The 13,817-nt window shown below is 69.1% G+C and carries 14 protein-coding genes; 8 read left to right on the top strand and 6 right to left on the bottom strand.

The window, feature by feature from the left end; genetic code table 11:
- Window positions 1-53: 53 nt before the first annotated feature.
- Genes AB0H42_RS24755 through AB0H42_RS24745 form a run of 3 tightly spaced genes read right to left on the bottom strand, consistent with a single transcriptional unit; the run spans window position 54 to window position 3,586 of the window.
- Entirely contained in the window at window positions 54-1,586 is a 1,533-nt protein-coding gene (locus AB0H42_RS24755; protein WP_357059790.1) for a long-chain fatty acid--CoA ligase, read from the bottom strand.
- 8 nt (window positions 1,587-1,594) lie between these two features.
- On the bottom strand, window positions 1,595-2,722 hold the full coding sequence (locus tag AB0H42_RS24750) for a DUF5938 domain-containing protein (protein ID WP_357059787.1): 1,128 nt from the start codon (window positions 2,720-2,722) through the stop codon (window positions 1,595-1,597).
- A 60-nt stretch (window positions 2,723-2,782) separates the two neighbouring features.
- A complete protein-coding gene (locus tag AB0H42_RS24745; RefSeq protein WP_357059784.1) occupies window positions 2,783-3,586 on the bottom strand; it encodes an SDR family NAD(P)-dependent oxidoreductase in 804 nt (267 codons plus the stop codon).
- A 200-nt stretch (window positions 3,587-3,786) separates the two neighbouring features.
- Here AB0H42_RS24745 and AB0H42_RS24740 point away from each other — a divergent pair, with 200 nt between their 5' ends.
- A complete protein-coding gene (locus tag AB0H42_RS24740; RefSeq protein WP_357059782.1) occupies window positions 3,787-4,419 on the top strand; it encodes a TetR/AcrR family transcriptional regulator in 633 nt (210 codons plus the stop codon).
- A 28-nt stretch (window positions 4,420-4,447) separates the two neighbouring features.
- On the opposite strand, the gene AB0H42_RS24735 is transcribed toward AB0H42_RS24740, so the two are convergent.
- Both AB0H42_RS24735 and AB0H42_RS24730 read right to left on the bottom strand, forming a co-directional pair.
- Entirely contained in the window at window positions 4,448-5,389 is a 942-nt protein-coding gene (locus AB0H42_RS24735) for an LLM class flavin-dependent oxidoreductase (RefSeq protein WP_357059779.1), read from the bottom strand.
- A 140-nt stretch (window positions 5,390-5,529) separates the two neighbouring features.
- Window positions 5,530-6,321: an enoyl-CoA hydratase-related protein gene (locus tag AB0H42_RS24730; protein WP_357059776.1), complete on the bottom strand. Its 792-nt coding sequence runs from the start codon at window positions 6,319-6,321 to the stop codon at window positions 5,530-5,532.
- A 232-nt stretch (window positions 6,322-6,553) separates the two neighbouring features.
- On the opposite strand from AB0H42_RS24730, the gene AB0H42_RS24725 reads away from it, so the two are divergent.
- The 7 genes from AB0H42_RS24725 to AB0H42_RS24695 all read left to right on the top strand — a co-directional run bounded on the left by AB0H42_RS24725 (window position 6,554) and on the right by AB0H42_RS24695 (window position 12,967).
- Window positions 6,554-7,405, top strand: coding sequence for an ABC transporter ATP-binding protein (locus AB0H42_RS24725; RefSeq protein ID WP_357059774.1), 852 nt, complete (start codon window positions 6,554-6,556; stop codon window positions 7,403-7,405).
- Window positions 7,402-8,274, top strand: a complete 873-nt coding sequence (locus AB0H42_RS24720) for an ABC transporter permease (RefSeq protein ID WP_357059772.1) — start codon at window positions 7,402-7,404, stop codon at window positions 8,272-8,274. The genes AB0H42_RS24725 and AB0H42_RS24720 overlap by 4 nt, the downstream gene beginning before the upstream one ends.
- 71 nt (window positions 8,275-8,345) lie before the next feature.
- On the top strand, window positions 8,346-8,480 hold the full coding sequence (locus AB0H42_RS24715; RefSeq protein WP_357059769.1) for a hypothetical protein: 135 nt from the start codon (window positions 8,346-8,348) through the stop codon (window positions 8,478-8,480).
- Window positions 8,477-9,664: a thiolase family protein gene (locus AB0H42_RS24710; protein ID WP_357059766.1), complete on the top strand. Its 1,188-nt coding sequence runs from the start codon at window positions 8,477-8,479 to the stop codon at window positions 9,662-9,664. Before AB0H42_RS24715 ends, AB0H42_RS24710 begins: the two co-directional genes overlap by 4 nt.
- 34 nt (window positions 9,665-9,698) lie before the next feature.
- A complete protein-coding gene (locus AB0H42_RS24705) occupies window positions 9,699-10,463 on the top strand; it encodes an SDR family NAD(P)-dependent oxidoreductase (protein ID WP_357059763.1) in 765 nt (254 codons plus the stop codon).
- Window positions 10,464-10,514: 51 nt separating this feature from the next.
- Complete coding sequence (locus tag AB0H42_RS24700; protein WP_357059761.1) at window positions 10,515-11,792, top strand: acyl-CoA dehydrogenase family protein; 1,278 nt, start codon at window positions 10,515-10,517, stop codon at window positions 11,790-11,792.
- Window positions 11,789-12,967 (top strand): acyl-CoA dehydrogenase family protein, encoded by a 1,179-nt coding sequence (locus AB0H42_RS24695; RefSeq protein ID WP_357059759.1) that lies wholly within the window; start codon window positions 11,789-11,791, stop codon window positions 12,965-12,967. The genes AB0H42_RS24700 and AB0H42_RS24695 overlap by 4 nt, the downstream gene beginning before the upstream one ends.
- 49 nt (window positions 12,968-13,016) lie before the next feature.
- Here the strand turns inward: AB0H42_RS24695 and AB0H42_RS24690 are convergent, their stop codons facing one another.
- A complete protein-coding gene (locus AB0H42_RS24690; protein ID WP_357059756.1) occupies window positions 13,017-13,775 on the bottom strand; it encodes an IclR family transcriptional regulator in 759 nt (252 codons plus the stop codon).
- Between the last annotated feature and the right edge of the window lie 42 nt (window positions 13,776-13,817).

Raw genomic sequence — 13,817 nt, 5'->3', positions numbered from 1 at the left:
AGCGGCGAAACGCCGGCGGTGGCCGGGAGATCGGTCCGGCGGCACCCGCTCACTCATTCCCGGAGTCCGGAACGGATCACGTTCTTCAATACCTTGCCGACTTTCGAGCGCGGTAGATCCGGCCAGATCTCCACCTGCTTGGGCGCTTTGACGCTGCCGATGCGCTGCTTGACGAACGAGATCAGTTCGTCGGTGGTCACCGTGTGCCCCGGCCGTAGGCGCACCACCGCGGTGACTCGTTCACCCCATTTCTCGTCGGGCAGGCCCACCACCGCGCTCTCGGCCACCGCGGCGTGCGCGAGGACGGCCTGCTCGACTTCGGCGGAGTAGACATTGAATCCACCGGTGATGATCATGTCCTTGGCGCGGTCGACGACAAAAAGGAAATTGTCCTCGTCCAGATAACCGATATCACCGGTATGGTGCCAGCCGTAGGCGCTGACTTCCGCTGTCGCGGCGGGGTTCTCGTGGTATCCGTCCATCACCAGCGGGCCGCGCACCACGATCTCGCCGCGTTCGCCGGGCGGCAGGAGCGTGCCCCGCTCGTCCATGATGGCGACCGTCGTCAGTGGCGTGGGCCGGCCGGCCGAGGCGAGACGCTCGGTGGCGACCGAGCCGTCGGACCGGAAATGATCGGCCGGTGCGAGGGTGGCGATCATATTCGGTGCCTCGGTCTGGCCGAACAACTGTCCCAGGACGGGGCCGATGCGCGCCAGTGCCTCTTCGAGCCGGGTCGGCGACATCGGTGCGGCGCCGTACCACAGGCAGCGCAGCGACGACAGATCGGTGCGATCGAGGTCGGGGTGATCGAGCAGGCCGTAGATCACCGTCGGGGGCAGGAACGCGTGCGTGATCCGGTGTCGCGCGGCGAGGGCGAGGAACTGCCCGATATCGGGCGCCGGCATGATGACGATCTCACCGCCGAGGCCGAGGATCGGGAAGGTGAGCACGCCCGCCGAATGGGTGAGCGGCGCGAGGGCGAGGTAGCGCGGGCGATCGCCGAACGGATAGCTCATCAGCGCCAGCGCGGTCGAGGTCATCATATTGAGCTCGGTCAGCCGCACCCCCTTCGGCCGGCCGGTGGTCCCGCCGGTACCGGCGAGCATGCACAGCCCGTCCGCCGGGCGCCGGCGCATGTCGGGTTCGGCGCGGTGCGCGGCCAGCCATGTATCGAACGCGATCGCGCCCTCGGTGTCGCCGTCCAGGCAGACCAGCCACTCCAGCCGAGGTAGGTGGTCGCGGATGCGGGCCACCAGGCCGGCGAAGCTCTTCTGGAAGAAGAGCAGCCGGCAGCCGAACAGGTCGAAGAGCTGACGGTTCTCCTCGGCCTCGTTGCGCGGGTTGACCGGGCACCACACCGCGCCGGCGCGCGATATGCCGAAGACACAGGTCAGGGCGAGCGGGTCGTTGGCCGACAGGACCGCGACCCGGTCACCGGCCTCGATCCCGGTGCGCTGCAGGGCGCCGGCGACGGCCACCGAATCGTCATATACCTCGCCGTAGGTGCGTGTTGTTCCGCCGGAGGTGAGGCAGGGGGCCTCGCGGCCGAGCGAGGCCCCCTTGTCGAGATAGTCCGCGAGTCGCATCGACGGCCTCAGCGGTGCACCGTGACGATGGGATCGAGGACGAGCCCGAACGCGCGCAGCGTGCCGAGCAGTTCTCGATGCCCGAATGCCTGACAGCTCGAGGCGAACCCGGTCATCCGCGGGGCCTGCTGGAGCAGGGCGGCCGCGGCATGGGCGTTGAGCAGCGCGGTCTGCTTGTAGTTGCAGTTGCCGTGGATCAGGCAGTGTGCCCGGCCCAACGGCCCGGAGGCGTACACCGAGTCGAGCGAGGTGTTGATCCGCGGATTCTCCCGCGGCGGCATCTCACTACGGATGGCGGCGGACTGTTCGTCGATGATGCGGTACTTCTCCGCCTCCGGCTTCCCGTCCATCTGCGCCAGGGCCGCCGCGACCAGTTGGGGCACACCGAGCATCAGCGGGCGGTTCATGACGCCGCCGAGCGCACGCACATTCGCGACCCGTGGATCGTTCTTGAACCACACCGGATGCGAGGTACCGCCCCATGGCAGTGCCAGGCCCAGTTCGTGCTGTCCGGGCACCACCACCTGGTAGAGCCCTTCGTCCACCGGCCACTCCACGTATTCGTTCTGCTCGAGGTAGTAGGCCTCGGCGAAAGCGGCATTGGTGAGGATCGTGTTGGTGGAGGCGACGGTCGGGTGCCCTTTCCAGAACACCTCGATATCGAGGGTATCCAGGCCGGGGTTCTCCAGGCAGATATTGGCGGCGATCTCACCGATGGTGTACATCTGCGCCAGGCCGGGGGTGAGCAGTAGTCCACGGGAGGCGAATTCGGCGCCGTAGCGTTCCTGGGCGTCGATCATCCAGTTCTGCTCACCGTTGGTATCGGTGTAGTGCGCGCCGATCTCCAGGCACGCCTCGACCACCGGATGCCCGTACCGGGCGAACGGACCCACCGTGTTGAGCACGACCCGCGCGCCGCGGAACGCGTCGGCCAGTGCCGCGCTCGTGTGCTCGACCTCGACGATCTCGTGGTCCACGGTGTCGATACCGGGCACCGCGTCGACCGCCGCTTTCAGCCGCGCGTGGTCGCGGCCCGCGGCCAGGAAGGGAATACCGTACTCGCGCAGGTATTCACAGATCAGCCGGCCGGTGTAGCCGGACGCGCCGTAGACGACGACCTGTTTATCGGTTGGCATGGTGGTGTTCTCTCCTCGTCATCGGATGAAAGGTGGGTGGTGGGCCGGACGGGGCTGCCGCTACATGCCCATTCCCCCGTCGACCGGCAGTCCGGCACCGGTGATGAATTTCGCCGCGTCGGAGGCGAGGAATACGACCGCGTCCGCCATATCGTCGACCTGGCCCAGCCTGCCCAGCGGCGTGAGTTCGGCCACCGCCTGCGCCGCCGCCTCCGGGGAGGGGAACAATCCCAGTTCGGCGCAGTCGACCGCGAGTTTGTTGCCCATCGCGGTGGGGGTCAGGGCGGGATAGATCGAGTTGACGCGCACGCCGTAGCCGAGCTTCCCCGACTCCGCGGCGGCCACCCTGGTCAGCCGGTCGATACCCGATTTGGTGGCCGAATAGACGCTGATCCCGGGAAACGCGATCGTCGCGGCGACCGAAGCGATGTTCACCACGGCCCCGCCACGCCCGGCGGCCCCGCCCGGCCGCATGGCCCGGAACGCGTGTTTGATCCCGAGCGCGGTGCCGAGCAGATTGACATCGAGCATGGTGCGGGCCTGGTCGGGATCGAGATCGACCAGCAGGCTGGTGACCTCCACGCCCGCGTTGTTGACCACGATGTCCAGCCCACCCAGCGCGCCGACGGTCGTGGCCACCGCGCGTTCCCACGCACCGTCGTCGGTGACGTCCAGCGAGACGAATTCGGCCCGGCTCCCCTGCGCCCGCAGTTTCTCGACCATCGTGGCGCCGCCGTCGGCGTCGATATCGGCGATCGCCACCGCCGCGCCGGCCTCGGTCAGCGCTTGGGCCATGCCCGCGCCCAGGCCGCGCGCACCCCCGGTGACCAGCGCAGCCCGTCCGCCCAGGTCGTAACTCGTCATTTCCGTTCCTCTCTCGAAAGCAGCCGACACTGTGATCTGAACCACAAAACCGATGTGGTGTGTCGCATGACACAGTAGGGCGATATCTTGACAGTCGTCAAGAAAAATCTTGACAGTCGTCCAAAGATCGGAAGTCGTCGTACGCTTACACTCAGGAGAAGCCGGGCAGGTGAGATCCGAACCGAGAAGAATGCAAACGAGTGACACAGGCCGCTGATCCCAGATCCCGCATAGATGAGCGCGCTCGCGACAAGTTCGCGGCGAAGCGCACCGAGCTGGCACTGGCCACCCTGCACACGCTCGCCGAGCGTGGCTACGCCCGTACGAGCCTGCGCGAGATCGCGCAGAACTCCGAATATTCCCATGGGGTCCTGCACTACTACTTCCGCGACAAGATCGACCTGCTCGTGCATGCCGTCCGGCAGTACGAGGCGGTCTGCGTAACCCGCTACGACGAGGTCATCGCCTCCGCGCACGACGCCGAGGAGCTGCGCGCCGAGTTCATCGCCACGTTCTCGACCACGCTCGTGGCCGACGCCGCCATCCACCGGCTCTGGTACGACCTGCGCAATCAGAGCCTGTTCGACGATTCGTTCCGCGACGACGTACTCGAGATCGAGGCCCGCCGCGAGGACATGATCTGGCGGGTCGTCTCCCGCTACTGCGAACACCGGGGCAGCGACCCCACGCTCACGCCCGCCGTCGCGTACACGACCATCGACGGGATCTTCCAGCGCGCGCTGCTCCACCAGCTGGCCGGGCGAACCGACGGCGCCGAGACCGTACGCGAGCAGCTGGATTCGATATTCGACCTGCTCGGCGCCCCGCGGTAGCGCAAACGAGCCGGCGCCGAGTGCGCTCCTACATCAGCGCGAGCAGATCCTCGATCCGGTCCAGCTGACCGGCGACGTCCTCGAAATGCACCGAGAGATAGACACCGTCGACGTGCTCGCCGAGGCCCAGCAGGCGATCCCGGCATTCCGGCGGCGTACCGATCACCGCGAACCTGTCGAGCAGGTAGGTCTCGATATCCGGCCGGTCGGCGAATAACGTGGCATTACTGGTGTTCCCGGCTTTTCCGTGGGCGGCGTAGTCGTAGTGCCGATACCGCTCGGTGAGGACATCCTGGAACTGCGTGGGCACGTTCTTACCGGCGAAGGTCGATGCGAACGCGAAATGCGACGCGCTGACCGCCCGCGGGACGAAGGCGCGCCGGAGCCGATCCACCTCCTCGCCGGTGCGCCCGACCGCGAGCCGCACGGAGGCCCAGATCTCGATTCGCCCGCGGTCGGCGGCCCGTTCCTCTCCTGCCGCGCCGGCGAGCTCGCCCAGGGCGCACGGATCGGTCCCGACTCCGGCGATGACCCCGTCGGCGACCCGGCCCGCCATCCGCGCGGCCGCCGGACCGCTCGCGGCGACCAGCGTGGGTACCGCGGGGACAGCGGCCCGGAAGGAGACCAGGTCCTGTTCGAAGTCGCCCAGTGCGGCGGGTTCGAGCCCGAACGTGCGGACCGCGGAATCGCCGCGCCCCATCCCGAGCCGGAATCTTCCCGGATAGGCGGAGTCGAACGTGCGCGCGGCGCCGGCGTGGACCGACCAGTGCCTGGTCACCGGATTGGTGACACTGGTCGACACCGTGAGTGTGGAGGTGGCCGCCAGCGCGTCACCGCAGGCGGCGTACAACTCGCCGTAGTTCGGTGAATCACCGATACCGAGTCCCCAGATTCCCAGCGCTTCCGTGCGACGCGCGACCGCGCGGGTCAGTTCCGGCCGCAGCGGAAGCCAATTGATGCAGAGCCGCATGAGCGCTCCTCCAGCTCGAAGAGATGAGAGTGGCCGACGCATCTTTCCTGCGCCCGCGCGGGCCCGGCCGGACGCACCGGCGACCGGGGGCCGATGACCGACCGGGGTCGGCAGCGGTGGCCGCGGGCGATCCGGCTCGCTCACAGCTGCCACCTTCCGCTGAAGGTCACGGCCGTACCCGCGGTGAACGCCGCCTTGGCGGCGGGCGCGTCGGTCGCGAAATTGACGAGCTGAGCGACGTTCTCGGCGGCCACGGCCTCCCGGAACGTGCGCTGATGGGCGTGGTCGAGCAGCGCCTTGTCCAGACGCAGGGCCACCGGCGCTGCCGCGGCGAGTTCCCGGGTCAACCGGGCCACCACCTCGTCCATTTCGCCGTCGCCGACCAGCCAGGTCACCAAGCCGAGTTCGTATGCTTCACCCGCGCTGAGCATTTCCGCGAAATAGGCCAGTCGCTTCGCCGTGTGCAGGCCGACGAGCCGTGGGAGCAGCCACGACGCTCCGGTGTCGAGTGACAGACCGCGTCGCGCGAAGATCTGCGAGAAGCGGGACCGGCGGGTCGCGACGACGAAGTCCGCACACAGTGCCAGACTCCAGCCCGCTCCGACCGCCACCCCGTCGACCGCGGCCAGCACCGGGATGGGCAGTTCGTGCAGGGCGATGAGCGGGGCGGTGATCCGGTCCATGCGGTCCAGCGGATGCCGCTCCCCGCCGGTACCGGAGCCCAGATCGGCACCGGCACAGAAATCACCGCCGGCGCCGGTGACCACCAGAACCCGCGCCTCGGACGCGGCCACCGCCGCCACCGCCGCGCCGAGTTCGGACCAGTGGTCCGGCGTCAGGGCGTTTTTGGTCGCGGGGCGGTCGAGCGTGAGGGTCGCGATCCCGTTCTCGACCGCGAGTCGTACGGGGGCATCCGGCGGCGGGGCTGTCATGCCCGGAATTCAAATCGCGCGCGCCTCATCGGGCAAAGACTCGTTTTCGAAGGGACCTATCGGTGATCCCTATGCCCCCGCGGCGGCCGGTATCCGGCGGCCGGTATCCGGCGGCCACACCGGGACCGCCGCGGCGGGAGGGCAACAGTGTGACCCTTGACATATCCGGAACCAGCCTCGATGATTGCCGTCAGCAGAAGTTGATTTCGCTGAGTCGAATTTTGGAGCGAATGTGTCCGATACGCACACCGTCACCGACGGCCCGCCCGAAAGGCCGGGAGCCCACCCCGAACAGGCGCGGACAGCCGACAAGATCCGGATCGAAGGCCTCGACTACCGCTACCGGCCCCGCGGCCGCGAAGAGGTCGTGGCGCTCGCGGACGTGGATCTGACCGTGCGGCACGGCGAATTCCTCTCCGTGGTCGGTCCCTCGGGTTGCGGGAAATCGACTCTGCTGCGGGTGATCGCGGGGCTGCAGCAGCCGACCGCGGGCCGCGTCCGCCTGCACCAGGAGAATCCGGCGAGACCGCTGGTCGCGCCGGTGTTCCAGGAGTACAGCATCTTTCCGTGGCGCACCGTCGAGGACAATGTGCGCCTCGGCCTGGACGCGGCCGGTGTCGAACGCCGTGCGGCCCGGGACCGCGTACACGGCTGGCTGGAGCGGGTCGGGCTCCGCGGCTTCGAGAAGGCCTTCCCCGGCAACCTGTCGGGCGGGATGAAGCAGCGGGTGGCCCTCGCGCGGGCCTTCGTCGTGGAACCGGAGATCCTGCTGATGGACGAGCCTTTCGCCGCCCTCGACGCGCAGTTGCGCAAGGTACTGCAGGAGGAGCTGATCTCGATCGTCCGCGAACACCAGTACACGGTCTTCTTCGTCACGCACAACCTGGACGAGGCGATCCTGCTCTCCGACCGGATCGCCCTGATGTCGGCCCGGCCCGGCCGCATCCAGCAACTCATCAACGTCCCCTTCGGGCACCCGCGTAAGCCCGAACTGCGCCAGGACCCCGAGTTCGTCCGGCTGGAGGAAGACCTGTGGTCCAGGTTGCGCGGTGAGGTGCACGTCGCGACAGGAGGAACCCGATGACCGACCGTACGACGCAATCGGACACCGCTACGCAGGACCGATGGATCGAGCGCGTACCGGAGAACCGGACCCGCTCGGCGCACGAGCAGGCACGACGTGACCTGATCCTGCGCATCCTGCTCGGACTCCTCCTGCCGGTCGGGGTCTTGATCGCCTGGGAGCTCTCGGCCCGGGCCGGGTGGATCGACGCCCGCTTCTTCAGCCATCCCACCGCGGTGGCGAACAAAGCGTTCGCCGACGCCACCTCCGGCATGCTGTGGAGTGAACTGCGGGTCACCGTGGGCCGGCTCCTGACCGGCTACGTGCTCGGCACGCTGGCCGGGATCGTGGTGGGTCTGGCCATGAGCCAATCCCGGGTGCTGCGCTGGATGCTCGAACCGCTCGTGCGCGGTCTGTACGTCATACCCAAACTGGCGCTGCTACCGCTGTTCCTACTGGTCTTCGGCCTCGGCGAGATGCCCAAGCTCGTGTTCATCGGGCTCGGCACCTTCTATATCGTCGCCTTCACCACGCTCTCGGCCGCCATGATGATCCCCACGGCCTACCATGAGGTGACCAGGTCCTACGGGCTCTCCCGCGCCCAGCGGTTCCGCTGGATGATCATTCCCGCCTGCCTGCCGCAGATCGTCTCCAGTCTCAAACTCGCCTCGGGCATCTCGATGCTGCTGGTCATCGCCGTCGAATTCGTCAACGCCAACAACGGGCTGGGCTACTACACCTGGCATGCCTGGCAGGTGTTCGTCCCGGACCGAATGTACGTCGGGGTCGTCACGATCTCGCTGTTGGGCGTCCTGTTCAGCGCCGTCATCGGGCTCATCGGCGGGCGGTTGGTCCGCTGGGCCGACGACGAATACGGCCGGCAGCGCTGAGGGACGCCCCCGGATCGAACCGATCCGGCCGGCTCCGCACACCCGCCTCCTCACCACGAAGGACCATGTCCATGAGCACTACAGACACCCGCCCCCGCAGTGCGCCCGATGACGCGCCGGACGAACTCCACAGTGTCGCCGGGAAAGTCGCCGGACTGCCCGGCCGTGGCAGCAACCCGCGTCGTACCCGGGAGGGTCGCCGATGACCGAGCTCCGCACCGTGGTCGTCGTCGACGGTGTGCGGACCCCGATGGGCCGCGGGAAACCGGGCGGCGCTCTGAGCGGGCTGCATCCGGTCGACATGCTGGCGCAGACGCTGACCCATCTCGTCGACCGGTCCGCTCTCGACCCCGGCAGTGTCGGCGATGTGATCGTCGGCTGTGTGAGCCAGGCGGGCGAACAATCCGCGACCCCGGGCCGGATGGCCTGGCTCGCCGCCGGCTATCCCGTCCACGTGCCCGCCACCACGGTCGAGCGCAAATGCGGGTCGGGCCAGCAGGCGATCGAGTTCGCCGTGCAGGGGATCGCCTCGGGCCGGCACGAGATCGTCATCGCCGCCGGGGTCGAATCGATGAGCCGGGTGCCGATGGGTATCGCCCGGCTCGACCAGGACCCCTGGGGCCCGTCCGTGCGCGCGCGGTTCCCGGATCTCGTCCCGCAGGGTGTCGCCGCCGAACGTATCGCACAGCGCTGGTCACTGTCCCGGCGCGACCAGGACGAGTTCGCCGCCGCGTCGCATCGGCGGGCGCACCGGGCCGCGGTGGACGGCGGGTTCGCCAACGAGATCGTCCCACTCACCCTCCCCGACGGCACCACGGTGACCGCGGACGAGACCATCCGGCCGGCCACCACCACCGAAGGGCTCGCCGCGCTACGGCCCGCCTTCCGCAGCACCGACTACGACCGGCTGCTCCCGGACCACGAATGGTCGGTGACCGCGGGGAACTCCTCACAGCTCACCGACGGGGCCGCCGCCGTGCTGCTCATGGACGAGCGGAAAGCCGTGGAGCTGGGGCTGCGGGCCCGGGCCCGGGTGGCCGGGTCGACGGTCTGCGGCGACGACCCCGAAATGATGCTGACCGCACCGATTCCGGCCACCACCCGCCTGTTCGAACGCACCGGCATCACCCTCGCGGATCTGGACGCCTACGAGGTCAATGAGGCCTTCGCGACCGTTCCGCTGGCCTGGGCGCGGGCCTTCGACGCCGATCCCGGGCGGTTGAATCCGCGCGGGGGCGCTATCGCGCTCGGTCACCCGCTCGGCGCCTCGGGCTGCCGCCTCTTCGTGACCCTGCTGAACCACCTGGAGCAGACCGGCGGCGCGCTCGGACTCCAGACGATGTGTGAGGCGGGCGGTCTCGCCAACGCCACGCTCCTCGAACGTCTCTGATCACCACCACCGCCGCTCCGGCGAGAGGACACCTATGAACATCACGGATAGCTCCGCCCTGGTTACCGGGGCGGCCTCCGGCCTCGGCCGTGCCACCGCCCGCCGCCTCCTCGACGCGGGCGCCCAGGTGGTGCTCGTCGACCTGCCCACCAGCGCCGGCGCCGCGGTGGCCGCGGAACTGGGCGTGGGCGCCTCCTTCCATTCCGCCGATGTCACCGACGATGCGCAGGTGGCGGCCGCCGTCGCCGCCGCCGAGGAGCGCGCGCCGCTGCGCGCCCTCGTCCACTGCGCCGGACGCGGCGGGCCGGTGCGGGTGATCGAACGCGACGGCGGCCCCGGCTCGATGGACACCTTCGAAACCGTGGTGCGCACCAACCTGTTCGGTACCTTCAATATGCTGCGGCACGCCGCCGTCGCCATGGCCCGGCACGACGACGAGGACGGCGAACGCGGGGTGTGCGTCCTGACGGCGTCGGTGGCGGCGTGGGAGGGCCAGATCGGGCAACTCCCCTACGCGGCATCCAAAGCCGGCGTGGTGGGGATGACCATCGTCGCGGCGCGGGACCTGGCCCGCCATCACATCCGCGTGTGCACGATCGCGCCCGGCCTCTTCGATACCCCGATCCTCGCCCGTGTTCCGGACGATGTCCGCGAGCGGCTGGCCGCGTCGGTTCCGCATCCGGCACGGCTGGGCGATCCGGTCGAATTCGCCGATCTCGCCGCGCACATCATCGGCAATCCGATGCTCAACGGCGAAACCATCCGGCTGGACGGCGCCATCCGAATGGCCCCGCGCTGACGCGGCCCCGCGCCGACCTCCTCCTCTCCGCTTTCCGAAAGGCCAGTGACAATGACCCTCGACGCCGTGCAGGCCGCCGACGATGTGATGTTCGACCCGACACGGGACGTATGGGAGCCGGCGCTGCTCGACCCCGCGATCTCCTGGGACGGTATGTGGGCGGAACTGACCCCGCGGCAGCGGGAGATCCGGGAGACCGCCCGCCGGGTCGCGGTGGAGGAACTGCGTCCGCGCGCCCATCGCTGGGACGAGTCCGAGCAGTTCCCCCGGGAGACCTTCGAGGCCGTCTGCGAGGCGGGACTCATCGGGCTCACCGTGCCGCAGGAGTTCGGCGGCCGGGGCGAGGGGCTACTCGAAGGGTGCATAGTCGTCGAGGAACTGGCGCGGGCCTGCCTGTCCACCGCCATGGCGGTACAGCCGTTCCTCAACGGCCCCTGGCGGGCGATCAATGTGCTCGGCAGCGACGAGCTACGGAGCCGGCTGCTCCCCGGGGTGGCCACCGGCACGAACCATTTCGCCATCGCGATGAGCGAACCGGCGGCGGGTAGCGCGGGCACCGACCTCCGGACGACCCTCACCCCGGACGGCGACGGATTCCGGCTCTCCGGTACCAAATGCTGGATCACCGGTGGCCGGGAGGCGCACACCACGATCGTGTTCTGCCGGCTGGCCGGTAGCGCGGGCCCGTACGGGATCGGCGCGGTCGTGGTGCAGGGCCGGCCCGACGGGATGAGCGATTTCGTGGTGGATCCCAAGATGGGGATCCGCGGCGTGGGCGAATGCCTGGTGCGTTTCGACAATGTGCGTATCGAACCGGAGAACGTCCTGTTGTGGCCGTATCTCGACTCGAAAGAGGGCGCGGGCATCCTGGTCAACCAGTTCAATCCGGAGCGCTGCGGCAATGCCGCGATGTGCACCGGTCTCGGCCAGGCCGCCCTCGACGCCAGCGTCGGCCATCTCAACGCCCGGCGGCAGTTCGGGCGTTCACTGGCGAGTTTCCAGGGATTGCAGTGGAAGATCGCCGATATGGCGATGGACGTCCACATCTCCCGCATGCTGCTCTGGCGCGCCGCCCGTACCGGAACCGACGGCTTCCCCGACCAGACCGCGACGCTGATGGCCAAACTGCACAGCAGCGAGATGGTGCAGCGGGTGACCAACGAGGCGATCCAGATCCACGGCGCCCGCGGCTATTCGCGCCGGTGGCCGGTCGAACGGTATTTCCGGGACGGGCGCGGGCTCTCGATCGGTGGCGGCACCGCCGAGGTGATGCGCAATATGCTCGGCGCCCAGGTGCTGGGTGTGAGCGGCAGCCAGCGGCACACATGAGCGCCATGGGAACCGGCTACGCCGACCGGGACGTCTACGGCGGCGACCATACCGATTTCGCCGAGAGTGTCGCGGGATTCCTCCGGCAGGAGGTGGCCCCGCGGGTCGCCGAATTCGAGCGGGCCGGGATGGTGCCGCGCGAGATCTACCGGGCCGCCGGCCGGCTCGGGCTCGTCGGTCTGCAGATCCCCGAGGAATTCGGCGGGGGCGGGCAGCGGGGATTCCTGTTCAACTGTGTGGTCACCGAACAGGTCGCCTATCAGCGGGCGACCATGGGGTCGCTGCGCGTCCACACCGATGTGGTGACGCCCTACCTGACCACCCTCGCCACGCCGGACCAGCGGCGACGGTGGTTACCGGGGATGGCTTCCGGTGAGCTCATGACCTCCATCGCGATGACCGAACCGGGTGCCGGATCGGATCTCGCCGGTATCGGGACGAGTCTGCGGCGGCATCGCGGTGATTGGGTGCTCAACGGGTCCAAAACCTTCATCACCGGCGGCGCCCAATCCGATCTGATCCTCGTCGTCGCCCGTTCCGACGAGGCGGCCGACCGCCGGCACGGGCTCACGCTGGCGGTCGTCGAGGCCACCATGGCCGGGTTCACCCGGGGCGCGCCGCTCGAGAAACTGGGCCTCAAGGCCCAGGACACCACCGAACTGTTCTTCGACGACATCACCGTGCCGGCGGAGAACATCCTGGGCGAGCCCGGGCAGGCATTCGGGTACCTCTCGGCCCATCTGGCCCAGGAGCGGCTGTCGATCGCGGTGAACTCGCAGGCGCAGGCCGTCGCGGCGCTCGAGCTGACCTGCGCCTATGTGCGCGAACGCCGGGTTTTCGGGAACGTGCTCGGCGGTTTCCAGAACACGAAATTCGTACTGGCCGAACTCGCCACGCAGATCGGCGCCGGCCAGGCGCTGGTGGATCGGGCGATGCGGCGGCACGAAGCGGGTCGCCTGGCACCCGCCGAGGCGGCGCAGGTCAAACTCTTCTGCACCGAACTCCACGGCCGGGTGGTCGACGCCTGCCTACAGTTGCACGGCGGCTACGGCTACACCTGGGAGCAGGACATCTGCCGGATGTACGCCGACGCCCGGGTGGCCCGCATCTACGGCGGCACTTCCGAGGTGATGAAGGCGATCGTGGCGCGAACGCTGGACCTGGTCCCCCGCTGATCCGCGCCGCCCCGCGGGTTCCTCCGGCCACCCGCGCGGCGGCGCCGCGTCAGGCCTCCAGCGCGGCACTGCGCGTCCGGGTCCCGCCCAGGCGCCGCGTCATCGCATCCGCCTCGCGCACCACGGCTTCGACGGCACGGTCCTGGAGCGCCTCGGACCGGCCCGCCGGCACCGAGACACCCAGCGCACCCACCACCTGACCCGAGGCATCGAAGACCGGGGCGGCCGCCGCCCACAGGTCCCGCCACTGCATCCCGGTGCCGCTCGCGTAGCCGTGTGCCCGGATACTCACCAGCTGCGCGGCGACATCCCCCGCCTCGGAGAGCTCGCCGCTTGCCCGCTGTTCCGCGAGCGCCTTGTCGACCTGCTCGTCGTTCAGCCACGCCAGTACGGCGTGGCCGGTGACCGTGGACAGCAGACCGTAGCGGCGGCCGAGCCGGACGTGCGCCCGGACCGGCTTGGTGGGCTCGGAGTGCGCCGCGTAGGTGATGGTGCCCTGTTCGTGGACGGCGTACACGGAGGTTTCGTCGAGTTCTGTCGTCAGGATGTCGGTGTGTTCGCGTGCCAGTGCCGAAACCCCCACCGAGGCGTTGACCGCGCACCCGAGACTCCAGACCAGCATGGTGCCCCGCCACGTGCGGTCCGGCAGCTGGGTGACATAGCCCTCTTCGGCCATCAGGCGCAGGATGCGCAGCAGGGTGGGCGGGGCCAGGTCGAGCTGATCACCGAGCGCCTTGAGGGACTGCGGCCCCTTGGCGCACACCGCCTCGAGGACGCGCAGCGTCCTGGCGATCGATCCTTCTGCCACCGCACACACCCCACTGCTCTCGGCCGGATTCCGTCGCCGCAT

The sequence above is a fragment of the Nocardia sp. NPDC050799 genome (assembly GCF_040654015.1).
GTDB lineage: Bacteria > Actinomycetota > Actinomycetes > Mycobacteriales > Mycobacteriaceae > Nocardia.
Note: the sequence above shows the minus strand (reverse complement) of the source record. Positions and strands in the feature narration are given on the sequence as shown.

Coding starts and splice junctions, on each gene's coding strand:
- AB0H42_RS24735 (WP_357059779.1), bottom strand. CDS start 5,389: ATGCGGCTCTGCATCAATTGGCTTCCGCTGCGGCCGGAACTGACCCGC.
- AB0H42_RS24710 (WP_357059766.1), top strand. CDS start 8,477: ATGACCGAGCTCCGCACCGTGGTCGTCGTCGACGGTGTGCGGACCCCG.
- AB0H42_RS24715 (WP_357059769.1), top strand. CDS start 8,346: ATGAGCACTACAGACACCCGCCCCCGCAGTGCGCCCGATGACGCGCCG.
- AB0H42_RS24750 (WP_357059787.1), bottom strand. CDS start 2,722: ATGCCAACCGATAAACAGGTCGTCGTCTACGGCGCGTCCGGCTACACC.
- AB0H42_RS24730 (WP_357059776.1), bottom strand. CDS start 6,321: ATGACAGCCCCGCCGCCGGATGCCCCCGTACGACTCGCGGTCGAGAAC.
- AB0H42_RS24755 (WP_357059790.1), bottom strand. CDS start 1,586: ATGCGACTCGCGGACTATCTCGACAAGGGGGCCTCGCTCGGCCGCGAG.
- AB0H42_RS24705 (WP_357059763.1), top strand. CDS start 9,699: ATGAACATCACGGATAGCTCCGCCCTGGTTACCGGGGCGGCCTCCGGC.
- AB0H42_RS24720 (WP_357059772.1), top strand. CDS start 7,402: ATGACCGACCGTACGACGCAATCGGACACCGCTACGCAGGACCGATGG.
- AB0H42_RS24695 (WP_357059759.1), top strand. CDS start 11,789: ATGAGCGCCATGGGAACCGGCTACGCCGACCGGGACGTCTACGGCGGC.
- AB0H42_RS24745 (WP_357059784.1), bottom strand. CDS start 3,586: ATGACGAGTTACGACCTGGGCGGACGGGCTGCGCTGGTCACCGGGGGT.
- AB0H42_RS24700 (WP_357059761.1), top strand. CDS start 10,515: ATGACCCTCGACGCCGTGCAGGCCGCCGACGATGTGATGTTCGACCCG.